Genomic DNA, 18,245 nt, shown 5'->3' on the forward strand with positions numbered 1-18,245 from the left:
CCTGAAACAGGTCACCACTTCCCGCTGCCCACGATGTAGGTGAGACCCGTGAGCACGGCCAGGACGAGGATCGTGACTGCCGGCCCCTTCGCCAACGCGGTCAGCGTCCGCGTGAGGCCCGACGCCGACTTCGTGTAGCGCTCACGCCACACGTCCAGGTGATGCCGGGCCAGCGGGACGAGGACGAGCGCTGCCGCGGCGGTGACCAGGGACACGGTGAGCGGCGTGAGCGCCTCGACGTCGTGGACGTGCGTCTCGATGCTCCCCCCTTGCGTGCGCCGCCGCTCGATGGCTTCCGCCGCCCCCTGGGCGGCCAGGACGAACAGGACGACCGCGGTGACGGCGCAGACGAGGGCGGCGGCGGCGAGAGCGGGGGCGCGGCGCAACCCCGACCCGGCCCCGCTCGCCGTCTGCCCCTCCCGGTGGTTCGGACGCTGCGCCCGTGTTTCCGCCGGTGCCGGTGGTGCCGCTTGTGTTCGTTGCCGTGTGCGTGGCCGCGACTGCGCCGGAGGCGATGAAGGAGGCGGTGAAGGAGGCGGCGGGAAAGGCGGAGGGGCAGGCGGAGGGGGGTCAGGTGCCGGCCGGGGCGGCGGCGTGTGGACGACGACCGTCTGCTCCTGCGTCGGCTCCACCTCCACCTCGACGTGGACGGACGCCTCGCCGACGACACCCTTCAGCACGATGTCCCCGGTGAGGTGCCCTTCGGTGTTCGTCTCCACGCGGACGTTCAAGCCGGTCGTGGAGGGCTCGACCCGCAGCCAGGACTGTTGGGACTGGGCCACGCAGTGACGGGCCAGGGGCGGGCCGCCGAGCGTGACCGTCTGCTGCGGCGGGGTGGAGCCGTGCTGGACCGTGCCGAAGTCCAGATGGTGCGGGGAGGGCGCCAGGCGGATCTCACGCAGGGCGGCGACCGCTTGGTCGGCTATCTGCCGGATGTCGTCGCGCGCGATCTTCTCGAGGTCATGGCGGGCCCCTTCGGCGATGGGCAGGGAGTCGTCGTGCAGCCGGGAGCGTAGTTCCTGGACCGCGCCCTGCCGGGTCAACGGGTTGTCGCTGCCGATGGCGTCCAACAGGTAAGGGGGTGAGGGAACTCCCGCGATCTTGATGCGGCCACGTCGACTGTGCGCCAGATGCAGGTCGCCCTGCATCTCCACGGTCCGACTGGGCGTCTGGTTCGGGTTCTGGTCCCGTACGTGGTCGAAGACGTAGTCGTAGAGCTCGTCGCACGAGATCTCACCGTCCTCGTCCAGATCGGCCTCGCCGGACTCCAGACCCTGCACCACCGCACGGGTGAACACCGATGGCCGGGGGGCGGAGTTCTCGGCGAGTTCGGGGCCCTCGAAGGCGTACTCCATGGAGTTGGACGCGGTGATGACCGCCCAGCCGCGCCCACCGGGCGACGGGTCGGACCCGAAGGATTCGAGGACGTTCACCTCGCCGGTGGCCCGTACGGAGGACGATCCCCGGGAGAACGCCCCGCCGTAGCAGCAGTCGAGGAACAGGACGGTGCTGCCGGCCCGGCTGCGGGACATGCACTGGCGGACGAACTGGGCCGGGACGGCCGTGGCGTCCAGCAGTCTGGGGTCGGTGTCCTTGGCGGCGAAGTAGAGCTCGCCGGACTCGCTCTTGATGCCGTGGCAGGAGAAGTGCAGCACCATGACGTCGTCGCGGCGGCGGTCGTTGAAGAAGAGCTGTATTTCCCGGCGCATCACGTGGGCCGGTTCGTTGCGCACGACATCGACCTCGAAGTCACCGATCTCCGGGTCGTGCAGGACCGCGGCGAGGGCCGTCGCGTCCTGCGCCGGTGCCCGCAGTTTCTTGAGCCCCTGATCGTCGTAGCGGTCGTTGGCGATGATCAGCGCGTGCCGGGGTCCCGTCATGTCCGGGTCTCCCCTGCCGCATGGCGCCGCACGAAGAGGTCGAAGGCTTGCGCGACCTGCTCGTCCGATGCATCCGAGATGTCCAGGACGTCGCCGTCGAGCGTCAGTCGCAGCGACGGGCGGGTGCCGTGGATCCGGCCGAGCCAGCCCCGGAGCACGGCCACGACCTGGCCCAGCCCGGTGACCGATCCGCCCAGTGCCACCAGGAGCGAGCCGATCTGTGTCACGTCCACGGCTCGCGCACCGGGCGGAAGCTCTTCGCCGGGTACGGCTGTCACGTCGTCCACGTCGAGCAGGAGCAGTTCCTCGCGCAGATAGCCGGTGAGATCGGCCACGCGTTCGGGTTCCGCTCCCTCCTCGGACAGGAGGATCAGCAGTTCTTTCTCCACCGGGTCAGCCCCTCGGTTCTGCGAGTAGGGGCGGCGCAGAGTCGGACCAGCGGTGGCTCCACGTCATTTCCTCCAGTCTGTGCCGTCCCGCACGCCCCGGCAACTCGCGCCGAGCGATCCGGAAGGTGCCCCACTAACGGGAGTTCAGCGTCACCAGGTGCTCCCCGTCGCTCGTGCGCAGTTCGTAGTGGTCGATCTCGTCGGGGTGCATGGCCGCGCCGCCGCGCATGACGTTCGGGCGGGCGTCGTGCCGGGGGACGCTCCAGGTGGTCACCGTCTGCTCCGAGCCGTCCCGGCCGATGGCGACCAGGTGGCAGGCGCGGGGGCCGGCGCCGTCCTTGACCTGGAGCTCCACGTCGCTGCCCCAGACCCTGTCCTCGGTGGTGATCTGGGCCCACACGCCCGACCGCTCGTCGGTCGCGGTCACCCGCACGCCTTGGGCCGCTACGCCTCCGGCCTCCTCGCCGCTCGCCATCAGCGCGATCCCGGGTCCGGCCACCGCGAACACCACCGCCGCGGCCACCGCGTACAGCAGGCGCCGGCGCCGGGCCCGGTGCCGTGCCGCGACCTCGCCGAGCAGCCGGTCCAGCAGGCGCGGGCCCGGCTGGGCCATGGGGTGCACGACCCGGGGGGTCGCCCGGCGGTACAGCATCATCTGCCGGGTGACCGGTCCGAACTCGGTCACGTGTGCCGCGCAGCGGGGGCACTCCATGAGGTGGTCCTCGAAGCGGAAGGCCTCCGCCTCGTCCAGCACGCCGAGCGCGTACGCGCCGACATCGCGATGCCTCTCCAGGGACCTCATGCCGAATCCTCGTGCCGTTGGGTGCGGGTGGGGTTACTCCGTGCTCCCACCGGTACGCACCGGCCGACCGAATCACTCAAGGCCCACACCGAATCGTAACCAAGCGATTCGGAGCGGCCGGACCCGGGGATTGGTCCGAGTCGAGAGGAATCTAAAAAAGATGGATGGCGAGGTGTCCCAGAGGCAACCCGAGCTGCCAGGCAGGCGTCCACACCTTGGGCCCCTCGTCCTCACCGGCCGCCGCACCGCCTCCCGGCACCGCGTTCAGATCCGGCGCGAGCAGCTCCGTCTCCTCCAGCCAGCGCCAGGCCGCCCGGGCCAGTTCCAGGTCCGGCGCCGGGCCGCCGGAGGCGACCGTCTCGGCGACGAGCGCGGCCATCCGCTCGCCCACCCAGTCCTGCCAGGGCTGGTCGTACGCCGTCAGCGACAGCCAGTTCTCCAGTTGGGAGACGACCTGGATGCCGGACAACTCCCCGTCGGTGTCTGACAGATAGATGGTCAGCGCCAGCGCGTCCCGTCCGGCGCGGAACTCGAAGGACGTCGGCGGCATCAGGTCGCCGGACTTCAGCAGTTCGTCGGCGATGTACTCGGCGTACAACCACGCCATGGGAACGGCCAGTTCGCCCCAGCCGGCGCCGTCCGTGCTCTCGTGACCTCTGTGCAGCATCCCTTCCTGCCTTCCTCCGGTTGCGTGCGCGTAGCCCGTCGCCGGGTCCTCAGTGCGGAACACGGATGAGGACAGCCGATTACTCAACCGGGGTCCACGGCAAGGCGCTTTACGGAGGTTTGACTAAGCCATTGGTTTCACCGCAGGTCGGCCGCATACCCCGGAAGCACCCGGCGCAGGGCACGCAGCGCGTAGTACGCGCGGGACTTCACGGTACCGGGCGGAATTCCCAGTGTTTCCGCGGCCTCCGCCACACTCGCCCCTTGGAAATACACCAGCACCAGGACTTCACGGTGTTCCGGAGTGAGTGTCTTCACAGCCTCCCGCACATCGAGGGTGGCCGCCGCCCGCTCGGCGTGGTCGGCGCACACCCGCGCGTTCTCCAGGATCGCGTCGCCGACCTCCGCCGGACGTGCCTGCCGCGCCCGCCGCGCGTCGATCGCGAGCCGCCTGCCCACGGTCAGCAGCCAGGGCCGTACGGAGTCGAAGTCGTCGGCGCGCAGGGCCTCGGGGTGCTGCCAGGCGCGGACGAGTGTTTCCTGGACGAGGTCCTCGGCGCGCTGTCGATCGCCGTCGCAGAGCCGGAGCAGCAGCGCGAAGAGGGGCCGGCCGTGCTCGCGCTGCAGTGCGGCGAGCTCGTGCTCGGCGGTCGTCGCGTTCGTGAGAGTGGTCCCGGCCGTCATGGCCGTATGGCACAACAGAGGGCCGTTTCTGGACAGGGCGGGCGCACAGGTCTGCGGCGGACGGTCGATCGCGTCGACGAACGGTTCGACGAACGGTCCCGCCGCGCCGTCCGCGCGCTCCGGACGGGCTAAGGAGAGCGGCGGGACTGTTTGCGGAGGCCTTCAGCTTCGTACCTATTTGTAGGTCAATATGACCACAATGGGGTGAGCTGATGATCGCACGCAGAAGCCAGGTCGCCCTGGCTCTCACGGCCCTGCTCGCCGCGGGCGCCGCCTGCCAGGGACAGGACCACGAACGGCCCGCCGGGCCAGGACACCCGGCCCCGTCCGCCGCCGCCCGCGGCTTCACGCTCGTCGCCTCCGGGGACGTCCTGCCGCACAGCTCGATCATCGACCGGGCGCGCTTCGACGCGGGCGGCACCGGCTACGACTTCCGCCCGATGCTCGCCGGCGTGAAACCGGTCGTCTCCCGCGCCGACGTGGCCCTGTGTCACATGGAGACCGTGTACGGCGCGAACGGCGACTACACCGGCTATCCCACGTTCAAGTCCCCGCCCGAGGTGGCCGGCGCCCTCGCCGCGACCGGCTACGACGGCTGCTCCACCGCGTCCAACCACAGCCTCGACGACGGCGCCGGCGGCATCGGCCGCACCCTGGACGCCCTCGACCGCGCGGGCGTACGGCACGCCGGCTCGGCCCGCACCGAGGCCGAGGCCCGCACGGCCACCGTGCTGCGCGTGGGCCCCGCGGAGGTCGCCCACCTCGCCTACACCTACGACACGAACGGGCTCCCGCTCCCGCAGGGACAGCCCTGGGCCGTCAACCTGATCGACGAGGCCCGGATCGTGGCCGACGCCCGGGCGGCCCGCGAGGCCGGCGCCGACGTGGTCGTCGTCTCCCTGCACTGGGGCACCGAGTGGCAGGACGACCCCGACGAGCGGCAGCTGAGCCTGGCGGAGAGCCTCACCGCCGCCCGCACCGGCGGCCGTCCCGACATCGACCTGATCCTGGGCACCCACGCCCATGTCCCGCAGGCGTACGAGAAGGTCAACGGGACCTGGGTGGTGTACGGGATGGGCGACCAGATCGCCGGCGGGATGTTCAATCACCAGGGTGTCCGGGATCCGCGCGCCAACCAGTCCACACTCGGCCGCTTCACCTTCGCCCCGCCCGCGCGGGCGGGGGAGCGCTGGCGGGTGACGAGGGCCGAGTTCGTCCCGCAGTGGTTCGACGTCGACGCGGGGCGCGTGGTGAACCTCAACGAGGCGCTCGCCTCGGGCGCCGACGTACGCGCCGTGCGCGACCGGATCCGGCAGGTGGTGCTGAGCCGGGGCGCGGCGAAGGACGGGCTGACCATGGGGCGCTGACCGGCGGCCGGCCGGCCGGCGCCGAACGGCCCCGGCGCCCCACCGAGCACGCGGCCACCCGCCGACGGCCCCACGTCGGTCGGTCTGCTGCTGGTCGGTCCAGCGTCGGTCGGTCGGCTGCTGGTCGGCCCGACGTCGGTCGGTCGGCTGCTGGTCGGTCCAGCGTCGGTCGGTCGGCTGCTGGTCGGCCCGACGTCGGTCGGTCGGCTGCTGGTCGGCCCGACGTCGGTCGGTCGGCTGCTGGTCGGCCCGACGTCGGTCGGTCGGCTGCTGGTCGGCCCCACGTCGGTCGGTCTGCTGTCGGTCAGCCCGCCACCGGTCGGCCCGCCGCCGGGTCCGCTGCCGCGGCCTCGCCGCAGCAGCCCGAGAGCGCCGGCGCGTGGCCGCGTTCCGGTGGCCTACGGCACCACCGTCACCGGCCATCGCCCCGCCTTCACCAGCCGCACCGCGACCGAGCCGACGATCCGGTGGCCGGCCTGCTCCGAGGCGCCCACGACCACCGCGTCCGCCTTCAGTTCGTCCGCCGCCCGCACCAGACCGCTGTAGGGATCGCCGCGGAAGGTGTGGAACTCCCAGCGCACGTCGAATATCCCCTTGGTGTGCTCGGTCGCGTCCCGGATCTGGGCCACCAGGTCCTCGGCGATCTCGTCGGTCGTCTCGGCGACGGGCGCCCCGAGTGCCGCGCCCGCCCCGAGGACCGGCTGCACGTACACGACGGCGAGCAGAGCGTGCTGGCGCCGGGCCAGGCCGCCGGCATAGGCCGCCGCGCGAAGCGAGGAGTCGGAGCCGTCCACCCCGACCACGATGACCTTGGGCCCGTCCGTGCCCCGCTCGAACTGGTGCGATCGCTGTTCCGTCACGGCTGCGAGGCTATCGGAACCCCCAGGTCCCGCCGCCGCCCCCGTGCCGCACGCCGGGCGGGACGGCCGGGGCGTTCCGGTGCGGTCGGTCGCGCCCGGGACCTGACGCGCCGTGACCGCGCCGCGCGGCGGGCCGGTCACGGGGTGCGGCGCCGGGTGCGGACCCGTCCGAACAGGTCCGCACCCGGCGCCGCCGGGCCCGGCCCCGTCCCCTCCGTCGAGGCCGGGAGCCGAGAGCGACGGCAGGCCTTCGGTGGCGGCCGACCGGTGCCCGCCCTTCGGGTGCCCCTTTCCGCGGAGAGTTTGCGCGACGACGGCACGGAAGCGGGAGTGCCACCAGGCGGCTTGCCGCAGGGGGAGTTGGCGCACGGTGAGGCTCCGTACGTTCCCGACGCGCCACCTCGGCCTGGTCACGGGCCCGCGACCGTTCCCCTGGTGGTGCGTCGCGGCACGGTGAGGCGTAGGCCGCCCGGGTGGAATCATGCCGCCGCTCCGGTGCCGTGGTGGTGCGTCGGGTCCACCGTGGGCGACTGATGAGTCATGACGAAGGATCAGTTGCTCACACGGCTGTCGTCGACGGCGACGGCGGTGTTCACGCGGCGTCGGGCCCTGCTCGCCGGCGCCGCCGCCGGGGCGGCCGGCACGGCCGGTCTGCTCGCGCTGGGCTCGGGCGGCGAACCGGTCCGGCCCGCCGTCCCGGTCGCCGGTCCGCAGGCCCGCCGCGCGGTCAGGCCCTCCGCCTATCGCCTCCAGCCCCTGACCGGATACGGCCCGCCCCGGACCGTGCCCGGCCGGCCCCTCGTCCGGCGCGAACCGTTCCTGCGGGTGTCCGGCCGCGGCCGGACCATGGTGCTGACCTTCGACGACGGGCCCGACCCCCGCTACACCCCGGACATCCTGGACACCCTCGCCCAGTACGACGTCCGCGCGATGTTCTTCGTGTGCGGCGAGATGGCCGCGGACCACCGGGACCTGCTGGCCCGGATGGCGGACGAGGGGCACGTCGTCGGCAACCACACCTGGTCCCACCCGCTGCTGACCCGGCTCGGCCGCACCCAGATCCGCAGCCAGATGGAACGCACCTGCGATGTCATCGAGGAGGCGTACGGCGAGCGCCCGGCCTGGTTCCGCGCGCCCTACGGGGCCTGGAACCGCGCCGCCTTCCAGCTCGGCGCCGAACTCGGCATGGAACCGCTGGCCTGGACGGTCGACACGCTCGACTGGACCACCCCCGGCACACGCACCATCGTCGGTCGGGTCGAGGACGGCGCCGCCCCCGGTGTCGTGGTGCTCTCGCACGACGCCGGGGGCGACCGCACCCAGAGTGTCCGGGCGCTGCGCGACTATCTGCCGCACCTGCTGGATTCCGGTTACCACGTCACCGTCCCGCGACGGCAGTTCACCTGACCGGATTCGGGCCCGCCCGGTCGGGGAACGCTCAGCGGACCTCGGCCAGGCGGGCGAAAGCGACGACGTTCCCGTCGTAACCGTTCTGCTTGGAGAAACCGCCCCCGCAGGTGATGACCCGGAGTTCGGGGGAGCCCTTGGAACCGTAGACACGGTCGCCGGGGAAATTGTCCTTCTCGAACACCTCGATGCCGTAGATCTCGAACACGGCCGTCTTTCCGTCCTGCCGCGCGATCTCCACGCGATGTCCCGGCTTCAGGGCCCCGAGTCCGTAGAACACGGCGGGGCCCTGCTTGTTGTCGACGTGCCCGACGACGATGGCGGTGCCCTTCTCGCCGGGGGTGACCGCGCCGGTGAACCAGCCGGCCAGGTTCGGGTCCTCCGGCGGCGGCGCGCCGACCCAGCCGTCCGCGTCCAGACCGACCGCCATGACCGGCGCGTCCACCCGGATGGACGGGATCCTCACCCGGTCGGGCATGGAGTACGGCAGTGGGTCGGGGGTTCGCTCGAAGGCGCCGGGCGTGGCGCGGCTCTCGGCGGCCGCCGCCGACGCTGGCTGCGGCGGTCCGACGTCGAATTCCCCCGACCCGTTGCGAATGAGCGCGAGGCCGGTCAGCAGAACAAGCGCTATCACGCCCCAAGGAGCCCGCTTCTTCGGCCGCTCCTCCTCTTCGGCCAGGCCGGCCAGTTCGGACGCAAACATTCGACTTCCCCTCTCGACGCGGCCGTCGCCACGTCATTCGCGCATACGAGAACGCTAAGTCCCGCGTGCGGAACCGGCGACGGGGCGAACGCGAACGGGTGGCCCGGACCCCGTGCGGTGCGCCATCCGAGTTGCCGTCGACAGGGAATTTCTGACGGTCCGTGACCTGCGGTGATATCCGATGATGTGCGTGTCGCCCGGTGTGTCGTCTCACCAGGACGGACCATCGCCGACATGCGGGCCCGTGCGGGGCGTCTGAGGGTTTTTGCGGGAGGCGCTTTCTCGCCGATCCACCGGGGACGGTTCCCGGGGCGTCTTCCGCGGAGGATCACATGCGTAACTCTCGTGCCCTGGCGGTCGCCGGCGCCGCCGCGGTCGCCGTCGTCGGGCTCGCCGCTCCGGCCGCCGTCGCGTGGAACAGCCCGAGCAACATCGTCGCCCTGCCCAGTGTCATCGCCCGCGGCGGCCAGTTGACCGTCACCGTCGACGGCTGCCCCAAGGGCGGCACGATGACGTCGAACGCGTTCCCGGCGACCGCGTTGACACCCATCAGCGGCACCAACGAGACGTCGAAGGGCACCGCCACCATCAACGCCAACGCCAGCCCCGGCTCGTACAGCATCACCGTCAGGTGCCAGGGGACGGGCACGCTCACCAATCCGGCCGCGTTCACCGTCATCGGCGGTGTCCGCGGCGGTCTCGGTGGCAGCAGTTCCACCGGGGCGACCCCCACCGACATGGCCATCGGCGGCGGGCTGGTGGCGGCGGCCGTCATCGGCGGCGGGCTGTTCTGGATGCGCCGTCGCTCCGAGAAGCAGATCTGAGCCGCACGTGCACAGGCCTTCGCCCTCGGCTTCCCTCAGGGATCCGAGGGCGAAGCCTTGGCGCGGTGCGGCGGGCGCCGTCCTTCTCCGTTCAGTCGCCGTCCTCCTCGGCGTGGCGGCGGGAGAGGTGGTACGCCGTCCCGACCGAGCCCGCGATGAGCGCGATCCCGAGGCCGGTCTCCTGGAGGTCGAAGCCGGCGGAGCTGCCGCCCTCACCGGCGTGGACGCCGCGGGACGGCCGCACCGGCACCGGTGCGGGCTCGACCGGGCGGCCCCCGGCGATGGTGAGGCCGGCGTTCTGCCAGAAGGTCCCGCAGTGGAACGTCACCTCGTACAGGGCGCCCGGCTTCGCGTCCCGGTCGACGGTGGCCGTGGCCGTCGTCCGGCCTTTGCGGATGGTCACGTCGTCGAAGACGCCGGAGGAGACGAACACGTCCTGGTGGCAGCCGGTGGCGCGCAGGGTCACCTGCCCGCCCGCCGCGACGGTCTGCGGCAGGACCCCGACGCGGAAGCCCGTGCTCTCGGCCCTCGCGTGGGCGGCGGGGGAGGTGAGGGCGAGGGCGCAGACGCCCAGCAGTGCGGCCGAAGCGACGCGTATCGCGCGCATGGTGGTTCCTCCGGTCCCCGAGGAGCAGATGCGGACCTGTTTCCGCTTGCGCCAGAAATGCACCTCGATGACCGAAACGCTAGGAACGTATGTACGTCCGCGCGATTCCACTCGTGCGAATGGGGCAAATGTGTGCGCCGCCCGGGGGATGTGACCGGCGTGGCGGGTGTTCCCGGGCGGCTCCCCGGTGTGGGGCGGTCGGCCCCGGGCCGGCACCCGGTGGACGGGGTCAGCCCTCGATGTGCGGGAAGAGGCTCAGGAACGGGTCCGCCGACGCCGTGATGCCCCGGCTGTAGGGCGCGTCGAAGTCCCAGATCAGGAAGAGCAGGAAGGCGATCAGCGCGGAGAACAGCCCGGCCAGCACCAGTTCTCGCACCGTCCGCCGGATCTGCAGCGCGAAGACCATCCCGATGGTGACGACGGCCCCGCCGAGCAGGCCGAACCACACCACCCCCGGCATCGTGGGCGACGCCGCGTCCGCCCGGGCGTTGCGGGCCTGGTCCGCGGTGGCGATCTGGTCCAGGACCGGCTGGTAGGCCTGGGCCTCGAAGTCGGTCGCCGGTTCGTAGTCGGTGACGTCCACGCGGATCCGGTCGAGGAGCTCGGTGCCCCGGTCCGTGAGCCGACCGGTGTCCGCCATGGCCTTCCACTCGGTGGTGACGACGTGTCCGACATAGGCGTTGACATCGTCCCGAATGCGGTCGCGGACGTCGGGCGGATAGACCCGGACCCGCTCCGAGATCTCGTGCAGCGCCTGCGCCTCCGTCTGTACGTGGTCCTGGGCGCTGCTGCGCGCCTCCCAGACCCCGGCGATGGCCAGGCCCAGGACGATCGCGTACACCACGCCGATCCACATCGTCATGTACTCGATGACGTCCGGTGTCTCGCTGGGGTCCTCGTCTTCGGGTGCCCGGCGGTGCCGTACGAGGGTGATGACGACCACCACGGCACAGGCGGACAGCATCGCGAGGGTGAGAACAAGCCATTCCGGCAAGGGAAGCCTCCAGGATCGGTGCTAGCGCGGCCGCAGCGCGGCCACGGCGACCACCGCGGGCATGGTGATGAGCAGGACGTAGGTGACCGGCGACGTGGTGCCGCGGGTCTGCCGTTTGGGGGGGTGCGCCTGGTAGCGCGGATACGCCACCGGGGTGACGGAGGGGCGTGGGGTGGGTTTCGCCGACGGTGCCGGCGCGGGTGCCGGGGGCGGGGGTGGAGCCGGCGCGGGCGGGGGCGGCGGGGTCGGCCGTGGACGAGGCGGCGGCGGTTGTGGTGCCGGTGGTGGCGCCGGCGCGGGCGGCGGCTTCGGGGCCGGCGTCGGCTGCGGCGGCGGGGGCTCCGGGGTGGGGGTGGGCTCCGGAGTGGGGGTGGGCTCCGGCGGGGGCGGCGTCGGTGTCGGCGGGGGCGGAGGTGTGGGGGTCGGGGTCGGCGTCGGGGTCGGGCACGGCGGGGGAGGGGGCGGCGGGCAGGTGAGACTGCCGGCGACCGCCACCGCGTGTGTGCCGTCCGGCCCCGTCGAGGCGTAGGCGCAGGCGTCGGCCTGGGCCACGCCGGCCGGCGCGCCCACGAGCATCCACGTCAGCGTCAACAGGGCAAACACCCGTATGGCCGGGGCGGATTGGGTCGGTTCGGGTCGATGCACGACGGAGATCATGAGGCCTGGCGGGCCGCCCCACGCCCGGGAAGCGGCGGATTGCCCCGAAAGGGGGAACGCTCGTGACACAGGTTTCGGAAAGAAATGTGCGAGACGGTTGAACACACCGCCTGCCCCCATGCGTATCCATGGTCGTGCGGCGGCCCAGAAGGGCGCTGCAACACCCGAGGGAAGTATGGGGAGTTGACGATGAAGACCTCCTGGCGGAGCGCATCACTCGTGGCGAGCGCCGCGGCGGTACTGGCGCTGACGACGGCATGCGGCCAGGAAAGCGCCCCGTCCACCGGCAGTCAGAACGTGGGCGCGACGGCCCCGGCGGGCGACTACGGCTCGGTCGGCGCGGGCGTGGGCACCGGCACCGGCGCCTCCCCGCAGGCGGGGCAGAGCAGCGCCGGCACCCAGACGTCCACCGCCGGTGAGCTGTCCGTCTCCGACAACGCGGAACTCGGCGAGGTCCTGACCGACAGCGCCGGACTCACCCTCTACCGCTTCGACCAGGACACCGCCGAGCCGCCGAAGACGAACTGCGAGGCGGACTGCGCCACCACCTGGCCGCCGGTCCCCGCGGACGACGCCACGGCCGGAGCCGGCATCGACAAGGCGCTGCTCGGCGAGGTCACCCGCCCCGACGGCACCAAGCAGCTGACCGTCGGCGGCTGGCCGGCCTACCGCTACGCCAAGGACACCAAGGCCGGGGACGTCGCCGGCCAGGGCGTGGGCGGCAAGTGGTACGCGCTCGCCCCCGACGGCAAGAAGGCCAAGCAGACCGGGGCCGGGCAGGCCGAGCAGGCCGGTCTGCCCGGACTGTCCACCCGCAACGACCCCGAGCTCGGCGAGATCGTCATCGACAAGAACGGCATGACGGTCTACCGCTTCATGAAGGACACGCAGTGGCCGATGTCGACCGCCTGCACCGACAAGTGCCTGGAGAAGTGGCCCGTCGTCGCGCCGGTCGACGCTGAGGACACCAAGGGCATCGATCTGCAGGGGTCCACCGCCAACCGGGGCTACGTGGTGTTCGACCGCCCCGACGGCGTCAAGCAGCAGTCCATCGACTGCGTACCGATCTACACCTTCGCGGGCGACAAGAAGCCCGGCGACACCAACGGCCAGGGCGTCGGCGGCACCTGGTACGCCGTGGCACCCGACGGAAAGCCGGTCGGAGCGCCCGACAAGAGCTAGTGCCGTGGCAGGCAACGTTCGCCCCGTCGCGACGCCCGGCACGCCCTCTCGCCGCACCGGCCGAAAGCCCAAGTACATCCAGTACGAGGGCTTGCGGCCGGCACGCCGAGAGCACGCACCGGACGCCGCTCCTTGATGGGCAAACGTTGCCTGCCGCGGCCCTAGTGACGGCGTCTCCGGCACACCGGTCCGCCCCCTCCGCGCCGCACGGAGGGGGCGGACCGGTGTGCCGTCGTGCGTCGCGACCCGCCACGATCCGGCGGGCGTTCGGGAACGCTCCGGAATGCCGCACACACGCTTCGTAGCGGCTTCCTTGGTGACTGTCCGTGGTGCCTGTCCAGGGGCTTCACGGGCGTTTCGGCTGGGCATCACTTCGGCACGTGCCGCAGGCAGTGACCGGGAACGGACGGTCAATTTCCGTTTCTGCTCGCTCCTTTGGCGGGCGATCAGTAGCCTCAGCTCGAACACCGGATCGCCTACGCCTGGAGAGATAGATGGAGCGTCCCGCCTGGGCCCCACGAAGCATCGACATCTCGGTGCCGAGCGTTTCGCGCATCTACGACTACTACCTGGGCGGTTCGCACAACTTCGAGGTCGACCGGGAAGCGGCCCGCAGGGCCCTGGAGTTCATGCCGGGACTTCCCAAGATCATGCAGGCGAACCGGGCGTTCATGCGCCGCGCGGTGCGCTTCGCCGTCGACGAGGGCATCACGCAGTTCCTCGACATCGGCTCCGGCATCCCGACCTTCGGGAACGTCCACGAAGTGGCCCAGTCGGCCCGCCCCGGCGCCCGGGTGATGTACGTGGACCACGACCCGGTGGCGGTCGCGCACAGCCAGGCGGTGCTCGCGGGCAACACAGACGCGGGCGTCGTCGCGGCCGACCTGCGCAAGCCCCGGGAGATCCTCGCGAGCCCCGAGGTGCGGGGCCTGATCGACCTGAACCGGCCGGTGGCCCTGCTTCTCGTTGCCATACTGCACTTCGTGGAAGACGCGGACGACCCGTACCGAGCGGTGGCCGAGTTGCGCGAGGCGCTCGCGCCCGGCAGCCTGCTGGTCCTCACGCACGCTTCCTACGAGGGAATCCCGCTGCCGCCGGAGCGGGCCGAGGGGGCGGTGGACGTGTACAAGGACATCCGCAACCCGCTGATCATGCGCTCGCGCGAGGAGATCGCGCGGTTCTTCGAGGGGTACGACATGGTGGAACCCGGACTGGTGCCGATGCCGCACTGGCGGCCGGACACCGCACCGGAGGACGAGGATCCGTTCGCCTTCTCCGGTTTCGCCGGCGTGGGGCGTACGGCGTGAGCGCGGAACCGGACGGGCCGGAGGACAGACTGCGGCGGTTCGCGACGATCTGGAGCCGGGCGGTCTTCCCGGTGACCTCGACGTCCGCGACCCGGCCCGAGTTCGAGAAACAACTGCTCCCCCTGGCCAGGAGGTTGAGCGAGGCGCTCCGGGCCCGCACCTTCGACGCCGGCGAGGCCAAGGCGGTCGGCGCGGCCCTGGTCTCCGCGCACTGCACCGACCCGGAGGCGCTGACCCGCACGCTGGACTGCGTCGACGCCTACCTCGTGCTCTACTGCGGCGAGGGCGGCGTCCAGGAGGACCTGCGGGCGCGCGCGGCACGGCTCCAGCACGCCATGGCCGCCGGGTTCGCCCAGGCGCTGCGCGAGCGGACGCTGATCGAGCAGGAAGCCATCGCGCAGGCGGCGCTGCGGGCGCAGGGCGTGGTGGCCCAGGCGCTGCACGCCACCGAGGCCCGCTTCCGCGCGGTCTTCGAAGGCGCGGCCATAGGCATCGGCATGGCCGACCTCGACGGCAACATCCTCCAGGTCAACGGAGCGCTGCTGCGCATGTTCGGCGTCTCCGAGCAGACCATGCGCGGGCGCAACGTCATGGAGTGGACCCACCCCGACGACGCGCCCCAGACCTGGCGCCTCTACGACGAACTCGTCCGCGGCGAGCGCGAGCACTACCACGTCGAGAAAGCGTTCTACCGCCCGGACGGAACGGTCCTGTGGACCAACCTGACGGTCTCCCTGCTGCGCGACGCCGACGGTGAACCGCAGTACCAGCTCGCCCTCATGGAGGACACCACCGAGCGCCGCCTGCTCAACCTGCGGCTGCGCTACGAGGCCACGCACGACGCGCTCACCGGCCTGCCCAACCGCACGTTCTTCTTCGAGCGCCTGGAGAAGGCACTGGGCGCCGGACCGGACCAGCGGTTCGGGCTGTGCTACCTCGACCTGGACGGCTTCAAGACCATCAACGACAGTCTCGGCCACGCGGCCGGGGACCGGCTGCTGGTCGAGATCGCCGACCGGCTCCAGTCCTGCGCGACCGCCCCCGGCGAGATGGTCGCCCGGCTCGGCGGCGACGAGTTCGTGGCGCTGACCACCGGACCCGACACCGAGCGCGAGGTCGACGAACTCGCCTCGCGGATCATGAACGTGCTCCTCGCGCCCGTCAGCATCGACGGCCGGGAACTGACCGTGCGCGGCAGCATCGGCATCGTCGAGGGCCCGGCGGGGGAACGCAGCCCGGCGGAGGTGCTGCGCAGCGCCGACATCACGATGTACCGGGCCAAGTCGGCGGGCGGCAACCGTTTCGAGCTCGCCGACGCGGAGGCCGACGCCCGTGCCATCACCCGGCACGGACTCACCACGGCGCTGCCCGCGGCCCTGGACCGGGGCGAGTTCTTCATCGAGTACCAGCCGCTGGTCCACCTCGGTGACGGCAGCGTGCGGGGCGCCGAGGCCCTGGTGCGCTGGCTGCACCCGCAGCACGGGGTCCTGGGGCCCGACCAGTTCATCCCGCTCGCCGAGCACACCGGGCTGATCGTCCCGCTGGGCCGCTGGGTCCTGGAGCAGTCGGTGCGCCAGGCGCGTGACTGGGCCGAACGGCACACCGGCGGGGGGCCGTTGCGCATCAACGTCAACCTCTCGCCCTGCCAGCTCACTCATCCAGGGCTGGTGCAGGACACCGTCGACATCCTGGAGCGCATGGGCGTCGAACCCGAAGCGCTCTGCCTGGAGGTCACCGAGTCGGCGCTGATCGGCGCGGACGACGACCTGCTGAAACCGCTGCGGCGGCTCGCCGAGATGGGCGTCGACATCGCCCTGGACGACTTCGGCACCGGCTACTCGAACCTCGCCAACCTGCGGCGCCTGCCGGTGAGCATCCTCAAGCTGGACCGCTCCTTCACGCAGAGCATGCAGCAGTTCCCGGCCGACCCCGTCGACCTCAAGATCGTCGAGGGGATCGTCTCGCTCGCCCACAGCCTGAACCTCACGGTGACGGTGGAGGGAGTGGAGACCGGAGCGCAGGCCGAGCAGCTGCGGATACTGGGCTGCGACACCGCGCAGGGCTGGTACTACGCCCGCCCCGGCCCGCCGGAGCGGCTGCACGAACTGGCCCTGGTGGACGCGACCCGCTGAGCGCGGACGCGGGGCGCCGCCCAGGGCCGGCCGCGGGGACGGAAGCGTCGTCCGGGATCGGCGCGGGGCCGCGCCGACGCCGCTCGTACGGGGCCGGCGGGCCGGTCGGTGTCAGCGTTCCAGCAGCATGCGTTGCAGTTCGCGCGCGGCCCGTGGCGGGGCCACGTCACTGCGGTGCGCGAGGGCGATCGTGCGGTGCAGTCCGGGCCGGGCCAGCGGGGTGACCCGCAGCCCGCGCCCGGACCGGGCCGCCACCATGCGGGGCACCACGGCCATGCCGAGGCCCGCCCGCACGAAGCCCAGCACCGCGTCCATCTCCCCGCCCTCCACCGCGAAGTCCGGCTCGAAGCCCTCCGCACGGCACGCGGCCACGGTCAGTTCGCGCAGGTCGTAGCCGTGCCGGAACATCACCAGGCGCTCACCCTCCAGATCGGCGACCCGCACGGTGCGCCGGGCCCCGCCCGGCTTGGGGGTGTCCGGGGAGGACACCACGACGAGGTCCTCGCGCAGCAGCTCCACCGTGGTGAGCGCGGGGGACGGCGTCGGCAGCGGGAGGACGACCAGCGCCAGGTCGAGGGCGCCGCGCGCGAGTTCCCGTACGAGATCGTGGGAGCCGCCCTCCTCGATCAGCAGCCGGACGCCCGGATAGCGGTCGTGGAAGGCGCGCAGCACGTCCGGCAGCAGACCCGTGCACAGACTCGGCGTCGCGCCCAGCCGGACCCGGCCGCTGCGCAGCTGCACCAGCTCCAGCACCTCGTGCCGGGCCGTGTCCGCGTCGGCCAGGATGCGCCGGGCCAGCGGCAGCAGCGCCTCACCCGCGTCGGTGAGCGTGATGTTGCCGCGCGCCCGCAGGAACAGGTCGGCCCCCAGCTCCCGCTCCAGCGCCTTGATCTGCTGCGACAGGGACGGCTGGGCGACATGGACCAGCTCGGCGGCGCGGGTGAAGTGCCGGGTCTCGGCGACGGCCACGAAGTACTGGAGCTGCTGGAACTGCATGGACCCACGATAGCTCCAGCCTATGGAATCAAGCCGGACCATGTCTTGGACCGATCGGATTCCCGCCCGTAGCGTCGGTGGCATGGCTCTGGCAACGCGGACGGACCGACGGCCGTCCTTGGCACGCACCGTGTGGGACTCCACCGTCGGCAAGAAGACCGTGATGGCCGTCAGCGGCCTGATCATGCTGCTGTACCTGGTCGTCCACATGATCGGGAACCTGAAGATCTTCTTCGGCGCGGGGGAGTTCGACCACTACGCGCACTGGCTGCGCACCGTCGGCGAGCCGTTCATGCACTACGAGTGGACGCTCTGGCTGGTCCGCGTGGTGCTGGTGGCCGCGGTCGTCGCCCACGCCACGTCCGCCTACCAGCTCAGCCGCCGCGACATCAAGGCCCGCCCCGGCAAGTACGTGCACAAGAAGCCGCGGGCGAGCTACGCGACCCGCACCATGCGCTGGGGCGGGATCATCCTCGGCCTGTTCATCGTCTGGCACGTCCTGGACCTGACGACCGGCACCGTGCACCCCGGCTTCCAGGCGGGCCACCCGTACCGGAACGTCGTGGACACCTTCTCCACCTGGTACGGCAACGTCGTCTACATCGTCGCGATGCTCGCCCTCGGCCTGCACGTCCGGCACGGCTTCTGGAGCGCGGCCCAGACCCTCGGCGTCGGCAGCCGGGCCCGCGACCGTGCCCTGAAGACCCTCGCCGACGTCCTCGCGCTGCTGCTCACGGCCGGCTTCATCGCCGTACCCGTGGGCGTCATGACCGGAGTGGTGAGCTGAA

The 18,245-nt window shown here is 72.0% G+C and carries 18 protein-coding genes; 7 read left to right on the forward strand and 11 right to left on the reverse strand.

Annotated features, from left to right (window positions below; all coding sequences use genetic code 11):
- Window positions 1–11 precede the first annotated feature (11 nt).
- The 5 genes from QQS16_RS34800 to QQS16_RS34820 form a co-directional block, all read right to left on the reverse strand.
- Window positions 12–1,880 (reverse strand): caspase family protein, encoded by a 1,869-nt coding sequence (locus QQS16_RS34800; RefSeq protein ID WP_286066036.1) that lies wholly within the window; start codon window positions 1,878–1,880, stop codon window positions 12–14.
- A complete protein-coding gene (locus QQS16_RS34805; RefSeq protein ID WP_286066037.1) occupies window positions 1,877–2,269 on the reverse strand; it encodes a hypothetical protein in 393 nt (130 codons plus the stop codon). The genes QQS16_RS34800 and QQS16_RS34805 overlap by 4 nt, the downstream gene beginning before the upstream one ends.
- Window positions 2,270–2,402: 133 nt before the next feature.
- Window positions 2,403–3,071 carry a zf-HC2 domain-containing protein gene (locus QQS16_RS34810; protein ID WP_286066038.1) on the reverse strand — a complete coding sequence of 223 codons (669 nt, stop codon included), beginning with the start codon at window positions 3,069–3,071 and terminating at the stop codon, window positions 2,403–2,405.
- 151 nt (window positions 3,072–3,222) lie between these two features.
- A complete protein-coding gene (locus QQS16_RS34815; protein WP_286066040.1) occupies window positions 3,223–3,738 on the reverse strand; it encodes a hypothetical protein in 516 nt (171 codons plus the stop codon).
- 137 nt (window positions 3,739–3,875) lie between these two features.
- The gene (locus tag QQS16_RS34820; RefSeq protein ID WP_286066041.1) at window positions 3,876–4,421 is read right to left on the reverse strand and encodes a sigma-70 family RNA polymerase sigma factor; all 546 of its coding nucleotides are present in this window, start codon (window positions 4,419–4,421) and stop codon (window positions 3,876–3,878) included.
- A 212-nt stretch (window positions 4,422–4,633) separates the two neighbouring features.
- On the opposite strand from QQS16_RS34820, the gene QQS16_RS34825 reads away from it, so the two are divergent.
- On the forward strand, window positions 4,634–5,788 hold the full coding sequence (locus QQS16_RS34825; protein ID WP_286066042.1) for a CapA family protein: 1,155 nt from the start codon (window positions 4,634–4,636) through the stop codon (window positions 5,786–5,788).
- Between the two features lie 398 nt (window positions 5,789–6,186).
- On the opposite strand, the gene QQS16_RS34830 is transcribed toward QQS16_RS34825, so the two are convergent.
- Complete coding sequence (locus tag QQS16_RS34830) at window positions 6,187–6,648, reverse strand: universal stress protein (RefSeq protein WP_286066043.1); 462 nt, start codon at window positions 6,646–6,648, stop codon at window positions 6,187–6,189.
- Between the two features lie 540 nt (window positions 6,649–7,188).
- Between QQS16_RS34830 and QQS16_RS34835 the strand changes: the two genes are divergently transcribed.
- The gene (locus QQS16_RS34835) at window positions 7,189–8,055 is read left to right on the forward strand and encodes a polysaccharide deacetylase family protein (protein WP_286066044.1); all 867 of its coding nucleotides are present in this window, start codon (window positions 7,189–7,191) and stop codon (window positions 8,053–8,055) included.
- A 31-nt stretch (window positions 8,056–8,086) separates the two neighbouring features.
- Here QQS16_RS34835 and QQS16_RS34840 read toward each other — a convergent pair whose 3' ends face one another.
- Complete coding sequence (locus QQS16_RS34840; protein ID WP_286066045.1) at window positions 8,087–8,758, reverse strand: class F sortase; 672 nt, start codon at window positions 8,756–8,758, stop codon at window positions 8,087–8,089.
- A 332-nt stretch (window positions 8,759–9,090) separates the two neighbouring features.
- Here QQS16_RS34840 and QQS16_RS34845 point away from each other — a divergent pair, with 332 nt between their 5' ends.
- Window positions 9,091–9,582 (forward strand): hypothetical protein, encoded by a 492-nt coding sequence (locus QQS16_RS34845; RefSeq protein ID WP_286066046.1) that lies wholly within the window; start codon window positions 9,091–9,093, stop codon window positions 9,580–9,582.
- Window positions 9,583–9,673: 91 nt separating this feature from the next.
- Here QQS16_RS34845 and QQS16_RS34850 read toward each other — a convergent pair whose 3' ends face one another.
- The 3 genes from QQS16_RS34850 to QQS16_RS34860 all read right to left on the reverse strand — a co-directional run bounded on the left by QQS16_RS34850 (window position 9,674) and on the right by QQS16_RS34860 (window position 11,333).
- Complete coding sequence (locus tag QQS16_RS34850) at window positions 9,674–10,189, reverse strand: hypothetical protein (RefSeq protein ID WP_286066047.1); 516 nt, start codon at window positions 10,187–10,189, stop codon at window positions 9,674–9,676.
- A 229-nt stretch (window positions 10,190–10,418) separates the two neighbouring features.
- Window positions 10,419–11,183 carry a bestrophin-like domain gene (locus QQS16_RS34855; RefSeq protein ID WP_286066049.1) on the reverse strand — a complete coding sequence of 255 codons (765 nt, stop codon included), beginning with the start codon at window positions 11,181–11,183 and terminating at the stop codon, window positions 10,419–10,421.
- Between the two features lie 21 nt (window positions 11,184–11,204).
- On the reverse strand, window positions 11,205–11,333 hold the full coding sequence (locus QQS16_RS34860; protein WP_286066050.1) for a hypothetical protein: 129 nt from the start codon (window positions 11,331–11,333) through the stop codon (window positions 11,205–11,207).
- A gap of 696 nt (window positions 11,334–12,029) precedes the next feature.
- On the opposite strand from QQS16_RS34860, the gene QQS16_RS34865 reads away from it, so the two are divergent.
- From QQS16_RS34865 to QQS16_RS34875, 3 genes are all read left to right on the forward strand, one after another.
- A complete protein-coding gene (locus QQS16_RS34865) occupies window positions 12,030–13,022 on the forward strand; it encodes an SCO0930 family lipoprotein (RefSeq protein WP_286066052.1) in 993 nt (330 codons plus the stop codon).
- 494 nt (window positions 13,023–13,516) lie between these two features.
- Window positions 13,517–14,329 carry an SAM-dependent methyltransferase gene (locus QQS16_RS34870; RefSeq protein ID WP_286066054.1) on the forward strand — a complete coding sequence of 271 codons (813 nt, stop codon included), beginning with the start codon at window positions 13,517–13,519 and terminating at the stop codon, window positions 14,327–14,329.
- Window positions 14,326–16,461, forward strand: a complete 2,136-nt coding sequence (locus QQS16_RS34875; RefSeq protein ID WP_286066055.1) for a putative bifunctional diguanylate cyclase/phosphodiesterase — start codon at window positions 14,326–14,328, stop codon at window positions 16,459–16,461. The genes QQS16_RS34870 and QQS16_RS34875 overlap by 4 nt, the downstream gene beginning before the upstream one ends.
- A 111-nt stretch (window positions 16,462–16,572) precedes the next feature.
- Here the strand turns inward: QQS16_RS34875 and QQS16_RS34880 are convergent, their stop codons facing one another.
- Window positions 16,573–17,457, reverse strand: a complete 885-nt coding sequence (locus QQS16_RS34880) for a LysR family transcriptional regulator (RefSeq protein ID WP_286066056.1) — start codon at window positions 17,455–17,457, stop codon at window positions 16,573–16,575.
- A gap of 118 nt (window positions 17,458–17,575) precedes the next feature.
- On the opposite strand from QQS16_RS34880, the gene QQS16_RS34885 reads away from it, so the two are divergent.
- Window positions 17,576–18,244, forward strand: a complete 669-nt coding sequence (locus tag QQS16_RS34885; RefSeq protein ID WP_286066556.1) for a succinate dehydrogenase — start codon at window positions 17,576–17,578, stop codon at window positions 18,242–18,244.
- Window position 18,245 lies beyond the last annotated feature (1 nt).

Origin of the sequence: Streptomyces sp. ALI-76-A (genome assembly GCF_030287445.1) — a bacterium.
Classification (GTDB): domain Bacteria; phylum Actinomycetota; class Actinomycetes; order Streptomycetales; family Streptomycetaceae; genus Streptomyces.